At 55.6% G+C, this 16,118-nt stretch carries 17 protein-coding genes and 1 tRNA gene; 3 read left to right on the top strand and 15 right to left on the bottom strand.

Features of this window, described 5'->3' with window-relative positions:
• Positions 1-6 precede the first annotated feature (6 nt).
• The 6 genes from AC2FHW_RS18690 to AC2FHW_RS18665 form a co-directional block, all read right to left on the bottom strand.
• Complete coding sequence (locus AC2FHW_RS18690) at positions 7-804, bottom strand: hypothetical protein (protein WP_142639021.1); 798 nt, start codon at positions 802-804, stop codon at positions 7-9.
• A 120-nt stretch (positions 805-924) separates the two neighbouring features.
• Positions 925-2,226, bottom strand: a complete 1,302-nt coding sequence (hisD, locus tag AC2FHW_RS18685) for a histidinol dehydrogenase (protein ID WP_142639023.1) — start codon at positions 2,224-2,226, stop codon at positions 925-927.
• Positions 2,227-2,286: 60 nt separating this feature from the next.
• On the bottom strand, positions 2,287-2,808 hold the full coding sequence (locus AC2FHW_RS18680; RefSeq protein WP_496701179.1) for a GNAT family N-acetyltransferase: 522 nt from the start codon (positions 2,806-2,808) through the stop codon (positions 2,287-2,289).
• Positions 2,798-3,274 (bottom strand): DUF2948 family protein, encoded by a 477-nt coding sequence (locus tag AC2FHW_RS18675; protein ID WP_281973613.1) that lies wholly within the window; start codon positions 3,272-3,274, stop codon positions 2,798-2,800. Before AC2FHW_RS18675 ends, AC2FHW_RS18680 begins: the two co-directional genes overlap by 11 nt.
• Positions 3,271-4,539, bottom strand: coding sequence for a UDP-N-acetylglucosamine 1-carboxyvinyltransferase (gene murA / locus AC2FHW_RS18670; RefSeq protein ID WP_281973612.1), 1,269 nt, complete (start codon positions 4,537-4,539; stop codon positions 3,271-3,273). Before murA ends, AC2FHW_RS18675 begins: the two co-directional genes overlap by 4 nt.
• Positions 4,540-4,545: 6 nt before the next feature.
• A complete protein-coding gene (locus AC2FHW_RS18665) occupies positions 4,546-4,701 on the bottom strand; it encodes a hypothetical protein (protein ID WP_496696796.1) in 156 nt (51 codons plus the stop codon).
• 83 nt (positions 4,702-4,784) lie between these two features.
• On the opposite strand from AC2FHW_RS18665, the gene AC2FHW_RS18660 reads away from it, so the two are divergent.
• Positions 4,785-4,859, top strand: a tRNA-Thr gene (locus AC2FHW_RS18660).
• A 618-nt stretch (positions 4,860-5,477) separates the two neighbouring features.
• Here the strand turns inward: AC2FHW_RS18660 and AC2FHW_RS18655 are convergent.
• The 9 genes from AC2FHW_RS18655 to AC2FHW_RS18615 all read right to left on the bottom strand — a co-directional run bounded on the left by AC2FHW_RS18655 (position 5,478) and on the right by AC2FHW_RS18615 (position 13,853).
• Positions 5,478-6,530 (bottom strand): AbrB family transcriptional regulator, encoded by a 1,053-nt coding sequence (locus tag AC2FHW_RS18655; protein WP_271952447.1) that lies wholly within the window; start codon positions 6,528-6,530, stop codon positions 5,478-5,480.
• A gap of 2 nt (positions 6,531-6,532) precedes the next feature.
• Positions 6,533-7,006 (bottom strand): ribonuclease E activity regulator RraA, encoded by a 474-nt coding sequence (gene rraA, locus AC2FHW_RS18650; protein ID WP_142639033.1) that lies wholly within the window; start codon positions 7,004-7,006, stop codon positions 6,533-6,535.
• Positions 7,007-7,013: 7 nt separating this feature from the next.
• A complete protein-coding gene (gene otnC, locus AC2FHW_RS18645) occupies positions 7,014-7,652 on the bottom strand; it encodes a 3-oxo-tetronate 4-phosphate decarboxylase (RefSeq protein ID WP_496822433.1) in 639 nt (212 codons plus the stop codon).
• On the bottom strand, positions 7,649-8,926 hold the full coding sequence (otnK, locus tag AC2FHW_RS18640; protein WP_496822431.1) for a 3-oxo-tetronate kinase: 1,278 nt from the start codon (positions 8,924-8,926) through the stop codon (positions 7,649-7,651). Before otnK ends, otnC begins: the two co-directional genes overlap by 4 nt.
• Before the next feature lie 11 nt (positions 8,927-8,937).
• Entirely contained in the window at positions 8,938-9,603 is a 666-nt protein-coding gene (locus AC2FHW_RS18635) for an aspartate/glutamate racemase family protein (RefSeq protein ID WP_271952443.1), read from the bottom strand.
• Positions 9,604-9,686: 83 nt separating this feature from the next.
• Positions 9,687-10,772 (bottom strand): isocitrate/isopropylmalate dehydrogenase family protein, encoded by a 1,086-nt coding sequence (locus tag AC2FHW_RS18630; protein WP_142639041.1) that lies wholly within the window; start codon positions 10,770-10,772, stop codon positions 9,687-9,689.
• Between the two features lie 51 nt (positions 10,773-10,823).
• Positions 10,824-12,365, bottom strand: coding sequence for a tripartite tricarboxylate transporter permease (locus AC2FHW_RS18625; protein ID WP_271952440.1), 1,542 nt, complete (start codon positions 12,363-12,365; stop codon positions 10,824-10,826).
• 12 nt (positions 12,366-12,377) lie between these two features.
• Entirely contained in the window at positions 12,378-12,809 is a 432-nt protein-coding gene (locus AC2FHW_RS18620) for a tripartite tricarboxylate transporter TctB family protein (protein ID WP_142639045.1), read from the bottom strand.
• A gap of 63 nt (positions 12,810-12,872) precedes the next feature.
• The gene (locus tag AC2FHW_RS18615; protein ID WP_496679850.1) at positions 12,873-13,853 is read right to left on the bottom strand and encodes a Bug family tripartite tricarboxylate transporter substrate binding protein; all 981 of its coding nucleotides are present in this window, start codon (positions 13,851-13,853) and stop codon (positions 12,873-12,875) included.
• Positions 13,854-14,186: 333 nt separating this feature from the next.
• Between AC2FHW_RS18615 and AC2FHW_RS18610 the strand changes: the two genes are divergently transcribed.
• Both AC2FHW_RS18610 and AC2FHW_RS18605 read left to right on the top strand, forming a co-directional pair.
• Complete coding sequence (locus tag AC2FHW_RS18610) at positions 14,187-15,194, top strand: GntR family transcriptional regulator (protein WP_221929494.1); 1,008 nt, start codon at positions 14,187-14,189, stop codon at positions 15,192-15,194.
• A complete protein-coding gene (locus AC2FHW_RS18605; RefSeq protein WP_142639050.1) occupies positions 15,178-15,594 on the top strand; it encodes a methylglyoxal synthase in 417 nt (138 codons plus the stop codon). The genes AC2FHW_RS18610 and AC2FHW_RS18605 overlap by 17 nt, the downstream gene beginning before the upstream one ends.
• Positions 15,595-16,118: the final 524 nt, after the last annotated feature.

The raw sequence follows: 16,118 nt of genomic DNA, 5'->3' as shown, positions 1-16,118 counted from the left end.
AAATCGTCAAAGCGGGTGTTCGGACGGATCTATTCCGTGTTTGCGCAACAGCGTATCGACCAGTGAACCAGAGTTGATTTGGCGGCCAAGAAAGATCTTTCGGAACCAGGATCCAAAAAAATGGACAGACATCTGTTGGTCCCACTTCAGAAAATCCAGTTTGGAAAGGTCGGGGTCATTCCAAAGGCCGCGATATCGCAATGGGATAGGATAGAGGACCGACCTGTGCACAGCCATCTCATGCTCTGGTGTGCCATAAAGAAAGTGAAACAGCATGGGCGGACCAAAGCTGAAAATTGGCAGGCTCCAATAAGTCGACCCGTTGAACATTTGGCGGTAGGTTTCCTTTTGCTCTTGTGTCCACCATGGCGGCACCAGATCGCTGTCAAAAGCATATTTGCACATGGCCTGCAGCCCCGGACTGTCGCTGGGCAACGCAAGTACACCGTTCATGATCCGTTGTTTCTTGAGGTTCGCATTCGGAAAAAGATACCCGTTCTTTGTCTCGAATGGCCGGACCGCATAAGCATCCGCATCGGCCCAGATATAGTTGGTTTTTTGCATCAACTGCAGACGGAAAAGATCTGCATGAACGGCCACGGATCGGGTTATCGGATCGCGGTAGATCTCGGGAGTATCATAAATTTCGCGGGCATCGCGCGGCTCGATATAATCCGGAATGTCTTCAAGATCGCCATAGTGATAGACGATTGGCTTCTGGTCGACATCGGCGAAGGACTTCAGGCACAGATGTTCCAAAAAGCTAAAGCGCTTACCGATCCAGAGGGTCGCCACACGTTCCAAATCAACCTCCTTTAGATCCGGTCGCACATAAAGAGCGCCGCAATTTGCCCCTTGATTTCAAGCCCTATCGGGGAAAATCGGATGAGGTAATTGCAGGTGTGACCCTCTGACCATAGGTGATCAACCGTTCAATCGCTTCAACCGTGCGGTCACGGACAGCCCGTGCGCCTCGAGGCTTTCCGACTGCGCAAGTTGCTCTGCCGCTGGCCCGATTGCCCGCAGGGCTTCGGGTGTCATCTGGCTGAGCGTCGTGCGTTTCAGGAAATCCATCACACTCAGACCGGAAGAAAAACGCGCCGACCGAGCAGTGGGTAGGACGTGATTAGGCCCACCAACATAATCCCCGATTGCCTCGGGTGTGTATTGACCAAGAAAGATTGCACCTGCGTGAATTGTCTTTTCGCTCAGAGCGACGGGATCTGCGACGCATAGCTCAAGGTGTTCCGGGGCAATTCGGTTCGACAGAGAGGCTGCCTCATCCAGACTGCCCACAGTGATCACCGCACCAAAATCGCGCCAGCTGGCACCTGCAATCGCCCGGCGCTGCAGAGTTTCAAGACGTTTGTCTACGGCTTGCGCCACAGCCCGCCCAAATTCAGCACTATCCGTGATCAGGATCGACTGAGCACTTTCGTCATGCTCAGCCTGGCTGAGCAGGTCCAGCGCGATCCAATCCGGATCGTTATCCTTGTCGGCAATGACCAGAATCTCGGACGGGCCCGCAATCATGTCGATGCCGACCTTGCCAAAGACACGGCGCTTGGCCGCGGCGACAAAGGCGTTTCCGGGGCCTGTGATCTTGTCCACCGCTGCAATGGTATCTGTTCCATAGGCCAGTGCCGCAATCGCCTGCGCCCCGCCGATGCGATAGACCGTAGTCACGCCTGACAGGCGCGCGGCCAAAAGGACCAGAGGGTTCGCCTGACCGTCTGGGGTGGGCACGGCGATGGCCAGACGCTCGACCCCTGCGACATTGGCCGGGATCGCGTTCATCAGAACCGACGACGGATACGAGGCCAGCCCTCCCGGCACATACAGCCCCGCCGCAGACACTGCGGACCAGCGCCAGCCAAGGGTCGCCCCGGCCTCATCCGTCCATTGGTGATCGGCGGGCATCTGTTTCTCGTGATAGGCCCGGATGCGTTCGGCTGCCAGTTCGAGCGCCTGACGATCCGCGTCCGAGACCTGCGCAATGGCGGCGTCGATTTCCTCTGCCGAAAAGGCCAGCGTATCCGGTGTCAGCTCTAACCGGTCGAATTTGGCCGTCAGTTCGATTACCGCCTCATCCCCACGGACCCGCACATCGTCAATGATCTGCGCGACGATGGCATCCACATCCGGGCTGTCTTCGCGCTTGGCCGACAGCAGGGTTTGAAAAGCGGCTTCAAACTCGGGCGACGTGGTGTCTAGAAAAACGGGCATGATCTGGCACTCCGTGGCGTTTCACCGGGTCATATCGCCGGGATGGGCTGTCCTCAACCCTCAGTCCACCGGGTGCAGCGATTTGCGCATCTCAAAACAGGATATGCTTTTGCGCGCCGCGCAGCCGCCAGTCGGTTTCCAGCCATGCCGGATATAAAACGCCTGGGCCGTCCGTGTCCCCTCAAGCTGTGCCTCGGTGCAACCGGCAGCGGCCAGTTCCTGTTCCAGCCGGGCCAACAACGCGCTTCCCACCCCAAGACCGGTATGAGCCGGGTCGATATAGAGCAGCGTGATCTCGCCGCCCTCACGCAATCCGCCGACAGCCGCAACCTGACCTGCGCGCTCGGCCAGCCAAATCTGCGCTCCGGCCTTGATCCAACCCCGAATGGTCTCCGGGTCTTTATTGGCCGTCCATTCCGCGATGGCCTGCGGATCATCGCCATGATCCGCCCGGCACAGCTGCGTGATCGAACGGATCAGTACGCGGCTTAAATCAAAGACATCAAACACGGTCGCGCGGCGCAACATCAGACCAGCGGGTGGTTCTGAGAAGGCCTGCGCAATACCGCGCTTATTCTGCATGATGCGGCGCTTGCCCCGAAGGCGCCTGATAGGGGCGGGTTACATCCTTGAGCGTGACGTCTATTGCCTCGACCGATAGACGGATCGCGCCATCTCCGGCCAATGTCAGCAAAATCTGACCCGCGCCGTCTTCGCCGGGTTCAAAATCGACCGAAAGCAAGGACATCACCAAATCCTTCTCGCTACGGTCGATACCCTGGCTGGCCACGGTTAGAACGGAAGCGAACACCAGCACAGACTGCACCCTTTCGAATGGACGGCCCCGGCGCGTGGCCGCATCCTTGTCCTCCCAGCGGAAACGGTTCAGCAACAGGCCAAAGCGGCGCTGCGACGGATGCCAGGTCATTTCGGATACGGGGAACACCGCATCCTGTGTTAAAGTCGAGATCACCTGAAGGTCATCCCCATCCTCTGCACCCAGATTCAGTGGAGCCTCACGCCCATCGTGGAAACTTGCGTCTGTCATTGGTCTTTGATCCGTTCAATTTTGGCGCCCACGCCTTCCAGCTTGCGCACAACATGCTCATACCCACGATCCAGATGATAGACCCTGCTGACAGTTGTTTCACCTTCAGCAGCCAGCCCCGCCAGTATCAGCGAAACCGAAGCGCGCAGATCTGTCGCCATAACCGGTGCGCCCTTCAGACGTTCGACACCAGTCACGGTTGCCGTGCCACCGTGCACTTCGATATTCGCGCCCATCCGCACCAATTCGGGAGCGTGCATGAAACGGTTCTCGAAAATGCGTTCTTCGAGCACCGAGGTACCTTCGGCCGTGCACATCAGCGCCATCATCTGGGCCTGCAGGTCGGTCGGAAAACCCGGGAACGGCTCGGTCACGACATCCACGGCTTTGACGCGCCCGTTCTTGCGGGCGACCAAAAGACCGTTTGCTGTTTCCGAGACATTCACGCCCGCCGCATCCAGTTTCCCGGCAAATGATTCCACCAGAGACATCCGCCCGCCCAACAGTTCGACTTCTCCACCACAGATCGCCGGCGCCAGCATATAGGTGCCCAGCTCGATCCGGTCAGTCACAACCTGATGGGTGGCACCATGTAACCGGTCTACGCCCTGAATTTCGATGGTCGGCGTGCCTTCACCAGAAATCTGGGCACCCATCTTCCGCAGACACTCAACCAAATCGACGATTTCAGGTTCGCGCGCCGCGTTTTTCAGAACCGTTGTGCCTTTGGCCAGCGTGGCCGCCATGACAATGTTCTCGGTCGCGCCCACGGATGCAAATCGCATCTCATGCACGGCACCTTTCAACCCGCCCACAGCTTTGGCATGCAGATACCCGTCCTTAAGCTCAATCTCAGCGCCCAGCGCCTCGAGCCCTTCGACGTGCAGATCCATCGGACGCGCGCCGATTGCACAGCCTCCGGGCAGCGAGACGACCGCCTGCCCGAACCGCGCCAGCAAAGGACCCAGCACAAGGTTTGACGCGCGCATCTTTCGCACGATGTCATAGTCCGCCGTCTGACTGGTCAGGTCGTGGCTGGACATTGCGATCACCTGACCATCCTGCAATGACGACACCTCGGCCCCCAAGGACTGCAGCAAAGCCGTCATCGTCTTTATGTCGCTCAGCCGAGGCGCATTGGTCAGCGTCAGCGGTTCTTCGCTGAGCAAGGTCGCCGGCATCAGCGTCAGACACGCGTTTTTTGCCCCTGCAATCGGTATCTGACCTTTAAGCGGCCCGTTGCCTGTCACCAGAATCGAATCCATCTGCTCTTATCCCTCGTCTTTGTCGGCTTTGCCGTTCTGGGTTGCCCGCGCCTTAGCCTGCGCCTTACGCCGCGCCATATTCGCCTTGAGCGCTGCTTTCAGCCGCTCTTCGCGCACATCGCCGGATCTGCCGTGTTTTTTAGGTGTATTTTTATCTGCCATAACCTTTCTCTACAGGAGGCGAAAAAAACCGTCCAGACACCCTTGCGCCGCGTTTCGTTTGAGTCTAATCACCCGCCCACAGCGCTGCTGTAGCTCAGAGGTAGAGCACTCCCTTGGTAAGGGAGAGGTCGAGAGTTCAATTCTCTCCAGCAGCACCATAAAATCAATAATTTACGAGATTTACTCTGCTGGCACCACATAAGTGGCGACCACATGGCGACCACGCCTTAGCAAAATACGTCCGTTGTTAACGTCGCATGGTCGGGGCCTTGCCTTCATAGACGAGCTCCACCCCCCGCCCCTTGGCACCCCTTCAGCTGATCGAACGCAAGCCTGTGAGCCTCTCACACTTTCTGTGACGCGTTTTTCCAAGGCTACTTTTATTGGGGTAGGTCCACTATCTGTTGGTTGGAGCCCGTCGAACTAGAGTTTTGGGTTCGAGTATCCCTTCGCACCAATAGCGGACGTTCAGGAAATTTGATTTTATGTCCGCATTGCGGGACAAAGCGGACTTGTGCATGTGCGGCTATTGCTGACGCAGAATTTGCTCGCATGTGCGGCGGACACGTCGCTGCGATGCAGCTGATATCGCCAAAGCGGCCATTGCCGAGTGGTCTTAGAGGCCTGGTTCAAAACTGCACTTTCGTTGCAATGGCGCAACAGAGGACTAAGTGACCAGCTGCTCTTTCGGTTTCGCGTAGTCGTCTCAACCCCAAGCATGCCCGGCTGATCGGTCACCTGAAGCGGTTTGCCACCGGTCTCTACCGGCAAATATCTCATTTTGCGTCCTTCGGAGATCTGATGAGCCATGACAACAAAAGCGGTGCCAAAGCGAGGGCAAGCATGACCCGAAAGACATGATGCACACCGACAAAAGCCACGTCACGATCATAGCTCAGCGCGATAATTGACATTTCCGCCAGCCCGCCGGGCGCATAGGCAAGAACCAACGAAACCGGATCAACACCAACCCCTTGTGCGACCAGAAGCGCTGCGGTGAAGGCCGTGCCGATTTGAACTCCGACGACTATGAAGGCCGCGCCAAACGAAGCAGTCAGGCTCTTGAGCGGGGCACCTGCGAAACGCCCACCTACGTTGATTCCGATGAAAACCTGGATGACGATTGTAATTGACCCTGGAACGTTGAAATCCGACGCCCCCGAGAGGTGCAGCGCCGCGCTGATCAGCATCGGCACAATCACGATGGGCGCGGGCAACCTTCGCCAGCCGCGCGCGAAGAGTCCCGCGAGAATGCAGATCACAATCCACAGCCAGTCCTGTCCCGTCAGGGTCGCAACATTCATCGATGCGTTGCCTGCGGCTGGTTCAATCGTCGCAATCTGGCTGATCAACACGGGGATGAACAGGATCGCAAGGGCAATCCGAAGCGCGTGTATAATTGCAACGCGGGTCTGATCTGCGCCCTCTCGGTCAGACAGCAACACCATCTCTGCAATGCCTCCGGGCATCGCGCAAAGGGCAGCGGTTGTCGCCTCAAACCGCAAGATCTTGCGCAGGAAAAGGAATCCTGCCGCAAACATCACCGCAAGAGACAGGATCAAACAAAGTAATGTCGGCCACCAGGTTCCAACGGATGAAATCAATTCACTGGTAAAAGCGGCCCCCAGCATCACGCCGATGGAGGCGCGTATGATATTGAGCAGCAAACTGGGGGTTTGAACTGGCAAACGGGCCAGCGAGGCCGCCGCCGTCGCCAACATAGACCCGATCATCCAGCCCAGAGGCAGGCCGGTGCGCGAAACCACCCATCCAGCGATGCTTGCAGCGGCTATCGTCGCAAAGAGAAAGCAATATGAGCTTTGTCGCAAAATCAGACCAGTTGCTCTTTGCTGAGCAACACCCCGTCCGCATCACCATAAACCCAATCGTTCGGCTCAAACGTGACGCCACCAAATCCAATCTTTTGACCAACTTTGCCCCAGCCTTCTTTTGCGCTTTTTACCGGGCTTGTCCCAAGCGCAAATACCAGCGTATCCATCTGGTCAATCTCGATACTGTCACGTATCGCTGCATTCAAAATCAGACCGGTCCAGCCATTCTTGATTGCCAACCCGGCCAGAATGTCGCCCAGAATTGCAATACGGGTAGACGCGCCTCCATCGACAACCAGCACGCGCCCCTCACCCGGAGTTTCCAGCTGAGCGCGCACTTCAGTATTGTCCTCGAAACACTTCACCGTCTGCACCTGAGCCGCAAAATTGGTGCGGGTCCCGAAACGGCGAAAAGGCAGATGCACTAATGCAAGGTCGTTCGCATGGTTATCAATCAGATCAGCGGTTTTCATATCGGCCTCACATATTTGAGTAAGTTGCTCTTAGGTCGGCCACGTCGGCCTCGCTCAAAAAGCGCGTCTTTCGACCGCGCAACGCCACAAGAAGCTTGGCGGTTTCTTCCAGCTCTTCTGCTGCGCACACTGCAGAGAACAGATCTTTGGCCGACACCACAGGGCCGTGGTTGGCGAGCAGAACAGCGCTGTAGGCACCCTTCAGATCGCGGATCAGATCACCTGATTTCGGATCGCCCGGCTTGACATAGCGCACTAATTTCACCGTGCCGACCCGCATCACAACATAGGGTGTCAGCGGTGGGATGCAGTCATCAGGATTGGTGTCTTCCAAACAAGATAGCGCGGTCGCCCAAGTCGAATGAAGGTGCACCACGGCACCAGCCTGCTGGCGGGTTTCATAAAAGGCCTGATGCAAAAAGACCTCTTTGGTAGGCCGGTCGCCTGCGACATGGTTGCCCTCTAGGTCGATCTTGCTGATCCGGTCGAGGTCAATCGCGCCCAAGGTGGAGTTAGTCGGAGTCATCAGGATGCCATCAGGCAGACGGGCCGAAACATTGCCTGCCGTGCCGACAGAGAAGCCCCGGTTGAACAGCGACGCACAAAGGTCCGACATCTGTTGGCGGAGTTCTGCTTCGGTGTTCACTTTTGCCCCTCCATCATGCGCAGTGCTTTGGTGAAAAAATCGGGCGCGCCAAAATTGCCTGATTTCAGCGCAAGCGAGATCGGTTGATCGTCGCCCAAGGTCAGAACCGGAACACCCGGATCGATCTCTGCGCCGATGCGCATCGCGGGTGCGCCTAGTTCGTCGGCTACGGCCTGCGCCACTGCTCCAGAAGTTTCGCCTCCTGCAACCACGATTCGGCGATACCCGCGCTGCACCAGTGCACGTGCCGTATCGGCAAACAGATCGTCCAGTTTCGTAGCTACGGCCTCGCGACCAAACTTGGTCTGGATATCTTTCACCTCTTTGGGTGTGCCAGAGGAATAGATCAGAGGAGCGTTTCCCGTATTGTCGACGATGAAGGTCAACAGGTCATCCTTGGTGATAGTATCGTTCATGACACCGGGCACGTCGATGGCAAAGGTCGGATGAGACTTCTGGTGTTCGGCCAGCTGGCCTCGCGTGGCCCCAGAACAAGAGCCCGCCAGAATGGCTTCGGGTCCTGATGTACCCTCGGCAGTCGGCGCGTTGGGTTCGGCCATCCCGTTGCGAATGAAGTTGCGCGGCAAGCCCAATGCAATGCCGGAGCCGCCCGTTACCAAAGATGCCCCCTGAAGCGCTTCGGCTAAGATCAGAAGATGCTGATCCGTCACGGCATCGGCCACGAGAAATTTTTCAGATGCGCCAACAATTGCGGCCCGCACCTGCTCAGACCCCATCGATACAGTTGAAAGTGGCACGTGCCCGACCGAATTTTTGGTTTGCTGACGCAACCAGCGACGTAAGTCAGGATCGGTCATTGGGGTCAACGGGTGGTTCTGCATCCCGCTTTCGCTCAGCAACACGTCGCCCACGAAGAGGTGCCCCTGGTAGACCGTGCGTCCGGTTGCCGGGAAGGCCGGACAGACGACAACTCTCTGCGAATCCAGCGCAGCGCTCAAGGCGTCGGCAACCGGGCCTATATTGCCCTTGGGCGTAGAATCGAAGGTGGAGCAGTACTTAAAAAGGATTTGTTTACAGCCCTGATCCAATAGCCAGCCAAGCGCCTCGAGGCTTTCGCTTACTGCATCTTCGACCGCATTCGAGCGCGACTTCAAGCTGACAATCCCGGCGTCGATATCCGATGCTGCGGCCCCCGTCGGCACACCAGGATATTGGGCGGTACGTAGCCCACCTTCAGCGTCAACGCCCTTGGCCAGCGTGTTGGCGACATCGCTGCCACCCGTGAAATCATCCGCGATAACGCCAATCAACATGGCTGAACCTCTTATTTCTGTTCGATCCGGCGGCGGATTTCTTCAATCGCAGCCTCCGGGCTGGTCAATACTGGAATATCCGTGCGAGCACGCACCGCATCCACGGCACCAGCCATGGAAAACTGGGCCAGCAGAATGACATCGGCGTCTTCAACTGTGGCGGCAGTGTCGGCAATCAAACGATTATGGGCACCATCATCGCCTGCTTTCTTTGCATCAAGCGCACCATCGCAGAAAATCGACGAGATCTGCGCAGTGCTGCCCTTTTCGCGGGCCGCCTCGCGGAATTCATCCTCCATCCCACCGGCGGCTGGTGGGAAGGTATAGAGCATCACAACACGGTCCCCGTGGGAAAACGCCGTATCGAACATAGCTTCGTTGGGTTTCATGACAGGGATGTTAGATTCAAAGTCTGCTCGCTCGATGGCCGAGCCAAATGCCGAACAGGTAAACAAAACTCCGTCTGCTCCAGCTGCTTCTGCATAACGCGACAAATCGACGATCCGGCGAACGAGATCACCTGACAACTCGGCCGATTTCGCCCGATCAACAGACAACCCCTCTTCGAGTATCGAAATTGTCTCAGCTTCGGGCCACAGCTTCGCCGCCGCTTCTTCGATCGGGTCTATTGCCACTTTCGTGGCGTGTATCAGGGCAACTCGAGGATGGTCAGCCATTGGATTTCTCTTGATAACTCGGCGACGCTGTAAGAGTGCAGCGCCGCCGGTAAATGCGGACGATTTGCCCGCAGGGAGGAACTCTAGGCAGCGATGCTTTCTCTCGCCACCGTCTCGGCGACAAGGGAGCCGAAAGAATCACAGTTAACGGATCCACCCAAATCGCGCGTTCGCTTCGCTGGATCATCAATCACTGTATCAACCGCCTCTGCAATCGCGTTACCAGCATCCATCAACTTCTGGATGCCGCGCTGTTCACCCAGCCAGGTCAGCATCATGGCAGCTGACAAGATCAAAGATGTCGGGTTGGCCACGTTCTGTCCCTGGATATCTGGTGCCGATCCGTGTTGTGCCTGGGCGCAGCACAGTCCAGTTTCTGCATTGGCATTGATCGACCCGGCAAGACCGAGGGATCCAGACAGTTCCGACGCCAGATCCGACAAGATATCGCCGTAGAAGTTGGTAGCGACCACAACGTCATACACTTCGGGTTTGCGCACCAGTAAAGCGGCGAAGGCGTCGACGATCAACTCCTCGGTTTCGACCTCTGGGAAGTCTTTTGCCACCTCGCGGAAGCAATCCAAGAACAGCCCGTCGGTCATCAGAAAAGAGTTCGCCTTGTGGATGGCAGCGATTTTCTTGTTGCGCTGCATCGCCAGTTTGAAGCCTTCGCGACAGATACGCATAGAGCCATGTCGTGTGATCTTGCGCACCGACAACGCCATGTCGGGATCGGGCATCATCTCACCAACGCCTCTAAACATGTTGCGATCGGGGTAAAATCCCTCGGTCGCCTCACGCATAATAACCAAATCCATACCGGGTGCTTTGTTCGGGATGAAGCTTCGGGTGCGTGCAGGGCGCACGTTTGCATAGAGGTCAAGGCCAATGCGGAAACCAGCAGAAACGTTGCGACCTCCTTCGGCCAAGGGTGGGTAGTCCATGTGGGACTGAGTGCCCAGGATCACGCCGTCGAATTCCGTGCGTGCCCGGTCCAACACGCTTTCTTGCAAGGTGATACCGTGCTTTTTCAGACTGTCGAAGCCTGAGATCGCTTCCTCAAAAGTCAGCCCTAAATCAAAGCGATTGTTTGCAGCTTCGACAACCTCAAGGGTCGCTGCCATGATTTCCGGCCCAATACCATCGCAAGGCAGTGTCATAATACGCATATCAGTCTCCTATGATTGGCCAGTTAGCCAAATTCTTTGGGGGGCGCCGGCTTAGTCGCCGACGAATTCTTCTTCGTTGCGGGCGGCTTCCATACGCTTCTTCATTCTGCGACCCATCAGCATGGGCAGAACGAAGCCAGCAATTGCGATAAGCCACAGGATGATCGCCAGAGGGCTGCCAACAAGGATGAACCAGTCACCATCGGAGATTGTCATGGCGCGGCGCAGGTTCACTTCCATCTGGTTGCCCAAAAGGATGCCGAGGATCACCGGCACCAACGACACGTCCAGCTTGCGCAAAACCCAACCAGCGACACCGAAGCCAACCATCAACATCACATCAAATGTCGAGCCTGTGATCGAATAGATGCCCACGAAGGAAATCATCGCGACGATCGGCATCAGGATCCGGGTCGGAACCATCAATACTCGGGTAAAGATGCCAACCAGCGGGATGTTCATCGCCAGCAGAATGAAGTTGGCGAGGAACAGCGATGCGATTAGGCCCCAGACAATGTCCGGGCTTTTCTGGAACAAAAGCGGACCCGGTGTAATGTTCAACTGTAGCAGTACTGCGAGCAAAACCGCTGTGGTTCCCGACCCCGGTACACCTAATGCCAACATCGGTACAAGCGCGCCACCGGAGGCAGCATTGTTGCCAGCTTCAGGTGCCGCAACGCCCCTTGGATCACCTTTGCCAAAGGTTTTGCCGTCACGGTCAACTGCTTGCTTTTCTAGCGAGTAAGCCAGAAACGAGCCCAGCGATGCGCCTGCTCCCGGCAGAACGCCCGAGAAAAAACCCAGACCCGTGCCGCGTGCCATCGAGGGGATGCAGCGCTTGATCATTCCGAAATCGGGCATGATGCGGCCAACCTTGGTCACTCCGGCCGAGCCAACGGCACCACCGCGATGATGTTCAAGGAAAATGAACACTTCACTCAGCGCGAACAGGCCGACGATTGCGATCAGGAAGTCGATACCATCGTAGAGATGAATGTGGTCGAACGTGAAACGTTGGGAGCCAGTTTGGCTGTCACTGCCGATCATAGCAATGCCAAGACCAAGCGCTGCTGCAAAGGCTGACTTCGCTTGGTTCGTCGATGAGATCCCACCAAGCGTTGCGAAGGCAACAGTGAACAACACAAAATACTCCGCGGGACCGAACAACAGCGCAATCTTAACCAGCTGGGGAGCCAGAATGACCAGACCGCAAGTTGCCACGAATGCGCCAACAAATGACGCAACGCCCGACAAAGACAGCGCCTCGCCTGCCTTGCCCTGCTGAGCCATTGGATAGCCATCCAAACAGGTCATCATGGCCGGTTCATCGCCGGGGATATTCAAGAGGATCGAAGAGATACGACCGCCATACATTGCGCCGTAGTAAACACTGACAAGCAAGATCAGCGACCCCGTCGCGTCCAGACCCAGTGAGAACGCGATCGGAATCAAGATCGCGACACCATTTGCTGGGCCAAGACCCGGCAGCGCACCCATCAGCGTCCCCAGAAAACACCCGACAACCGCCAGTAGGAGGTTTTGCGGGGTGAGTGCGATTGCAAAACCATCACCAAGAAGAGAAAGGATTTCCATGCCTAGTGCTCCTCAGAAACCAAGTGGACCTTTGGCCAAGGCAAGGCCGAGGATCAGGTGGAAAACGACATAGATACTTACCGATGTGCCGACGCCTGTGACGAGGGACCAAAGGGGTTGCGTCCCTAAGCGCCATGTCAAGTAAGCGGTTGCAAATACAGTAGAAATCAAGAAGCCAAATTCGGGAAGCGCCCAGCTGTAAATGAGCATGACAACAGCGGCGAAGACGATTTCAGCGAACTCGCGCATATGCGGCCATTCCGGTTCGTCATCGGGACGTAAAATGAAATAGAGCGAGCAGATGGCCACGATAGTGCCAACGATGTAAGGAAAAGCACGGGGCCCAACCACATCTACCATAAAGCTGTCTTTGATTGTTGATGCAGCCCAGATGTAAAAGATGGCCAAAGCCAAGCCGAAGCCGCCAAAAATGCGGTCACTCATGTTTCCCTCCCAAGAATTAAGTGAAGTGGGCTGACCCGATGCAGCGGGTCAGCCCTGATGGCATTAGTCGATGATGCCAATCTCTTTCGACAGCTTGGTTACATCTGCGATGCTACCAGCTACGAAGTTGTGCATGTCGTCGCCAAAGTTGTTGAACGGCGCGATTGCGGCGGCTTCGAGGGTCTCTTGGAAGCCCGGGTCAGCAACCAAGGTCTGGATCGCATTTGACCAGAACTCTTTCGCTTCGTCCGAGGCACCTGCAGGCATGTAAAGTCCGCGCCAGTTTGCACCTACGACATCATAGCCCAGTTCCTTTGCAGTCGGGATGTCTGGGTAGTTGGCCAAACGCTCTGGCGCCATGATGCCGATGATACGAATGTCACCCGACTCTAGGAAGCCCAGCATCTCAGAGAAATCGCCCGACAGAGCTTCTGTCGCACCTGAAAGCAACCCGGTCATTGCTTCACCGCCACCATCAAACGAGACGTACTTCAGTTGCGTAACGTCTTCCATGCCAGCTTCCCGAGCAACGAGCATCGGTTTAATGTGGTCAAAACTGCCGACAGAAGAGCCGCCAGCAATACCAACAGAACGCGGATCTTCAAGGATCGCGTCCATCATGTCGCTGAGGTCTTGAAATGGTGAGTCTGCACGCACTGCGATGGCACCGTACTCAGCACCGAAGGTCGCGAGGAAGTGCACATCGTCTTGCACGGCCCCCTCATAAATGCCCTGCGCGATACGTGCGCTAGTGGACATTGATGCAGCTACGATCAGATTGTTGTCTTCGTTGCGCTCTTTGGTGACGTGCGCGAAGGCAACACCGCCGCCGCCGCCGGACATATTGGTGACTTGCATCGAGTCTTCGATGACACCCAGATCAAACAGATATTTAGCAGTCGTACGGCAGATGAAATCCCAACCGCCGCCCGGATTAGAAGGTGCGATACATTGCGGGCTTTCAGCTTTGAATTCAGCCGATGCTGTGCCCACACCGGCCAGCAAGGCAACGGTTGCGAACGCGCTTGCACGAGTAAGTTTCATGAACACGAGTAATTCCTCCCATTTGTTCGTTGTTCGATAGCGCGATTCTCGCACTAGCGTCAGTGATTGCATATTAAGGCACCAAAAGCCAATCCTATTTTGCTTTTATACAGGCAAAAATCCACTTCTGGATGAGCGTCAAGCTAAGCTCAGATGACGACCTGACGCATAACATGCTGTTAAATTGTGCTTTTTACCGCAACCTCGAAGTTTCTGAACCCTACTTGCTTTTTTGCCGCACCACCAAAAACCAATAATTACCACGCGGGATCTGAAAAAAGATGTAGACGAAAATGCAATTTTTTGCTTTTTATTCGCTATAAAGCCAGAATCTTGGAGCGCACTCTTGGCGTGAATCCAATCTGGGAAATGCCAACAAACAGTCGATTGGTGATAAGGGTGCCTGGACGGACAAGCGAGCTTTCAAAAAAAATTTCAAACCGACTTCTGCATGATATCGTGTCTGGCTCTATTCTTGCGGGACAACATATCAGCGCTCAACAGGTTGCCGACAGATACGGTGTTTCACGCACGCCAGTGCGCGAGGCTCTGATCAACCTAGAAAACCAGAGCGTCCTCATCCGGCAAACAAATCGCGGGTATTTTGTTGCAGACAAAATTCCTTCCAAAGTCAACGCAACCTTAGTTGATACGCCACCTGATGGACATGAAGACTATCAAGCACTGGCTAATGACTGGCTGACAAACCAGATCCCCGAGGACGTCACAGAACAATTTCTACGACAACGATACGGCTGGACCAAAACCAAGGTTAACGACCTTTTGGTCAGGGCGTCACGGGAAGGATGGATCGAACGCAAGGAGGGGTATGGATGGCGCTTTTTGCCTGTTGCCAAGACTCCGGAAGCCTTCGACCAAATCTACCGTTTTCGGATGGCAATCGAACCTGTTGCAATGCTCGAACCCACCTTCGAACTCGACCACAGAGTTCTGTCTGAGCAACGGCGGATTCAGGAAGGTATGTTAAACATGGACCTCAACTCCGCTCCGGACGAGTCATTGCTGAAAAACGGTTCGCTGTTCCATGAAGAACTGATCAAACTCTCCGGTAACCCGTTTTTCCTGATGTCATTGCAGAGGGTTAACCGGATGCGCCGTTTGATGGAATACAAGGCTGAAATTAACCGCGATCGCCTGATTGAGCAATGCTCAGAGCATCTAGAGATTCTTTCACTTCTTGAACGCGGAAGTGTTGCCGATGCCTCGTACCGGATGCGCCAGCACCTTAGCGGAGCATTGAAACGCAAATCGCCACTGGCTTGGAGTTGGGCGGCGGACAACCATTCAGAGATCGAACAAAGCCATGTCAAACGACGCTAGAATTGTGCCCACGATCCGCTCGATGGCGCTAGTTGCCCATGATCAAATGAAAGATCCCATGATCGAATGGGCGAATGCGCATAAGCCTGAACTGGAAAGATTAGAACTATTCGGTACCGGCACGACCGGGGGCCGGATAGCCAAAGAAGCGGGATTGCAAATCACTTGCTTAAAGAGCGGCCCGTTGGGAGGCGACGCCCAGATTGGGGCGTTGATAGCAGAAGAGCGTTTAGATGCTTTGGTCTTCCTTATTGATCCGCTTTCTGCCTTGCCCCACGATGTGGATGTGAAGTCGCTTTTGCGGCTAGCCACACTTTATAACACGGCTCTGGCCATCAACCCGGCAAGCGCAACGTTATTGGTACGTGCGGCAAGCATTGAACCGCCTAAAACAGTCTGAGGTTCCTGTCTTTGCAGCCGGAACATCGAAGGAGCGTAGTGATGGCGTGACGTGCCAGAAAGCAGTGGGAAAGAGGAGGATCATGATCCAGCGCGGTTGACTCGTTTGAGTAGCAAAACTGGTGAATAAATCAGAGTTGGCAAAAAATATCGCAGCGATTGCGAGAAAATGCTGCATCGGCAATTACCGCACCTACAAGAGTCCGGTTTGGCCCGCGACTTGATCCTTGCCTTCTAAATTCTTGCTGCGCCAGGATCAAATGGCAGGTATCGCCGCCGCCGAGTAGCATCATAAAGCAAGCATGTGCAGCAGAATTCGTGCTGCGAGCGCAACGGCATCCAAAAACTGGCGCTGGAGGCGGCTTATGGCGTTTAGTGTCCATTCAACCGCGACGATCCGACCTGACAAAGCCAACTTGGGCACGTTGTCCAACGCGATTTACAGATTTGCGGCAAGATCCACAGCAATGGCGAAATCCGTTCTGAAGGCAATACATGCAGCCCGGACGAAGTCGGTTTTGGCGA

It is taken from the genome of Ruegeria sp. YTSA108 (assembly GCF_059610185.1).
Note: the sequence above shows the minus strand (reverse complement) of the source record. Positions and strands in the feature narration are given on the sequence as shown.

What these genes read in the sequence shown, in the direction of transcription:
- AC2FHW_RS18665 (WP_496696796.1), bottom strand. Translation starts at nt 4,701, where the DNA reads ATGGCAGATAAAAATACACCTAAAAAACACGGCAGATCCGGCGATGTG.
- AC2FHW_RS18675 (WP_281973613.1), bottom strand. Translation starts at nt 3,274, where the DNA reads ATGACAGACGCAAGTTTCCACGATGGGCGTGAGGCTCCACTGAATCTG.
- AC2FHW_RS18630 (WP_142639041.1), bottom strand. Translation starts at nt 10,772, where the DNA reads ATGCGTATTATGACACTGCCTTGCGATGGTATTGGGCCGGAAATCATG.
- AC2FHW_RS18635 (WP_271952443.1), bottom strand. Translation starts at nt 9,603, where the DNA reads ATGGCTGACCATCCTCGAGTTGCCCTGATACACGCCACGAAAGTGGCA.
- AC2FHW_RS18625 (WP_271952440.1), bottom strand. Translation starts at nt 12,365, where the DNA reads ATGGAAATCCTTTCTCTTCTTGGTGATGGTTTTGCAATCGCACTCACC.
- AC2FHW_RS18615 (WP_496679850.1), bottom strand. Translation starts at nt 13,853, where the DNA reads ATGAAACTTACTCGTGCAAGCGCGTTCGCAACCGTTGCCTTGCTGGCC.
- murA (WP_281973612.1), bottom strand. Translation starts at nt 4,539, where the DNA reads ATGGATTCGATTCTGGTGACAGGCAACGGGCCGCTTAAAGGTCAGATA.
- AC2FHW_RS18605 (WP_142639050.1), top strand. Translation starts at nt 15,178, where the DNA reads ATGTCAAACGACGCTAGAATTGTGCCCACGATCCGCTCGATGGCGCTA.
- otnK (WP_496822431.1), bottom strand. Translation starts at nt 8,926, where the DNA reads ATGTTGATTGGCGTTATCGCGGATGATTTCACGGGTGGCAGCGATGTC.
- AC2FHW_RS18620 (WP_142639045.1), bottom strand. Translation starts at nt 12,809, where the DNA reads ATGAGTGACCGCATTTTTGGCGGCTTCGGCTTGGCTTTGGCCATCTTT.
- AC2FHW_RS18680 (WP_496701179.1), bottom strand. Translation starts at nt 2,808, where the DNA reads ATGCAGAATAAGCGCGGTATTGCGCAGGCCTTCTCAGAACCACCCGCT.
- hisD (WP_142639023.1), bottom strand. Translation starts at nt 2,226, where the DNA reads ATGCCCGTTTTTCTAGACACCACGTCGCCCGAGTTTGAAGCCGCTTTT.
- rraA (WP_142639033.1), bottom strand. Translation starts at nt 7,006, where the DNA reads ATGAAAACCGCTGATCTGATTGATAACCATGCGAACGACCTTGCATTA.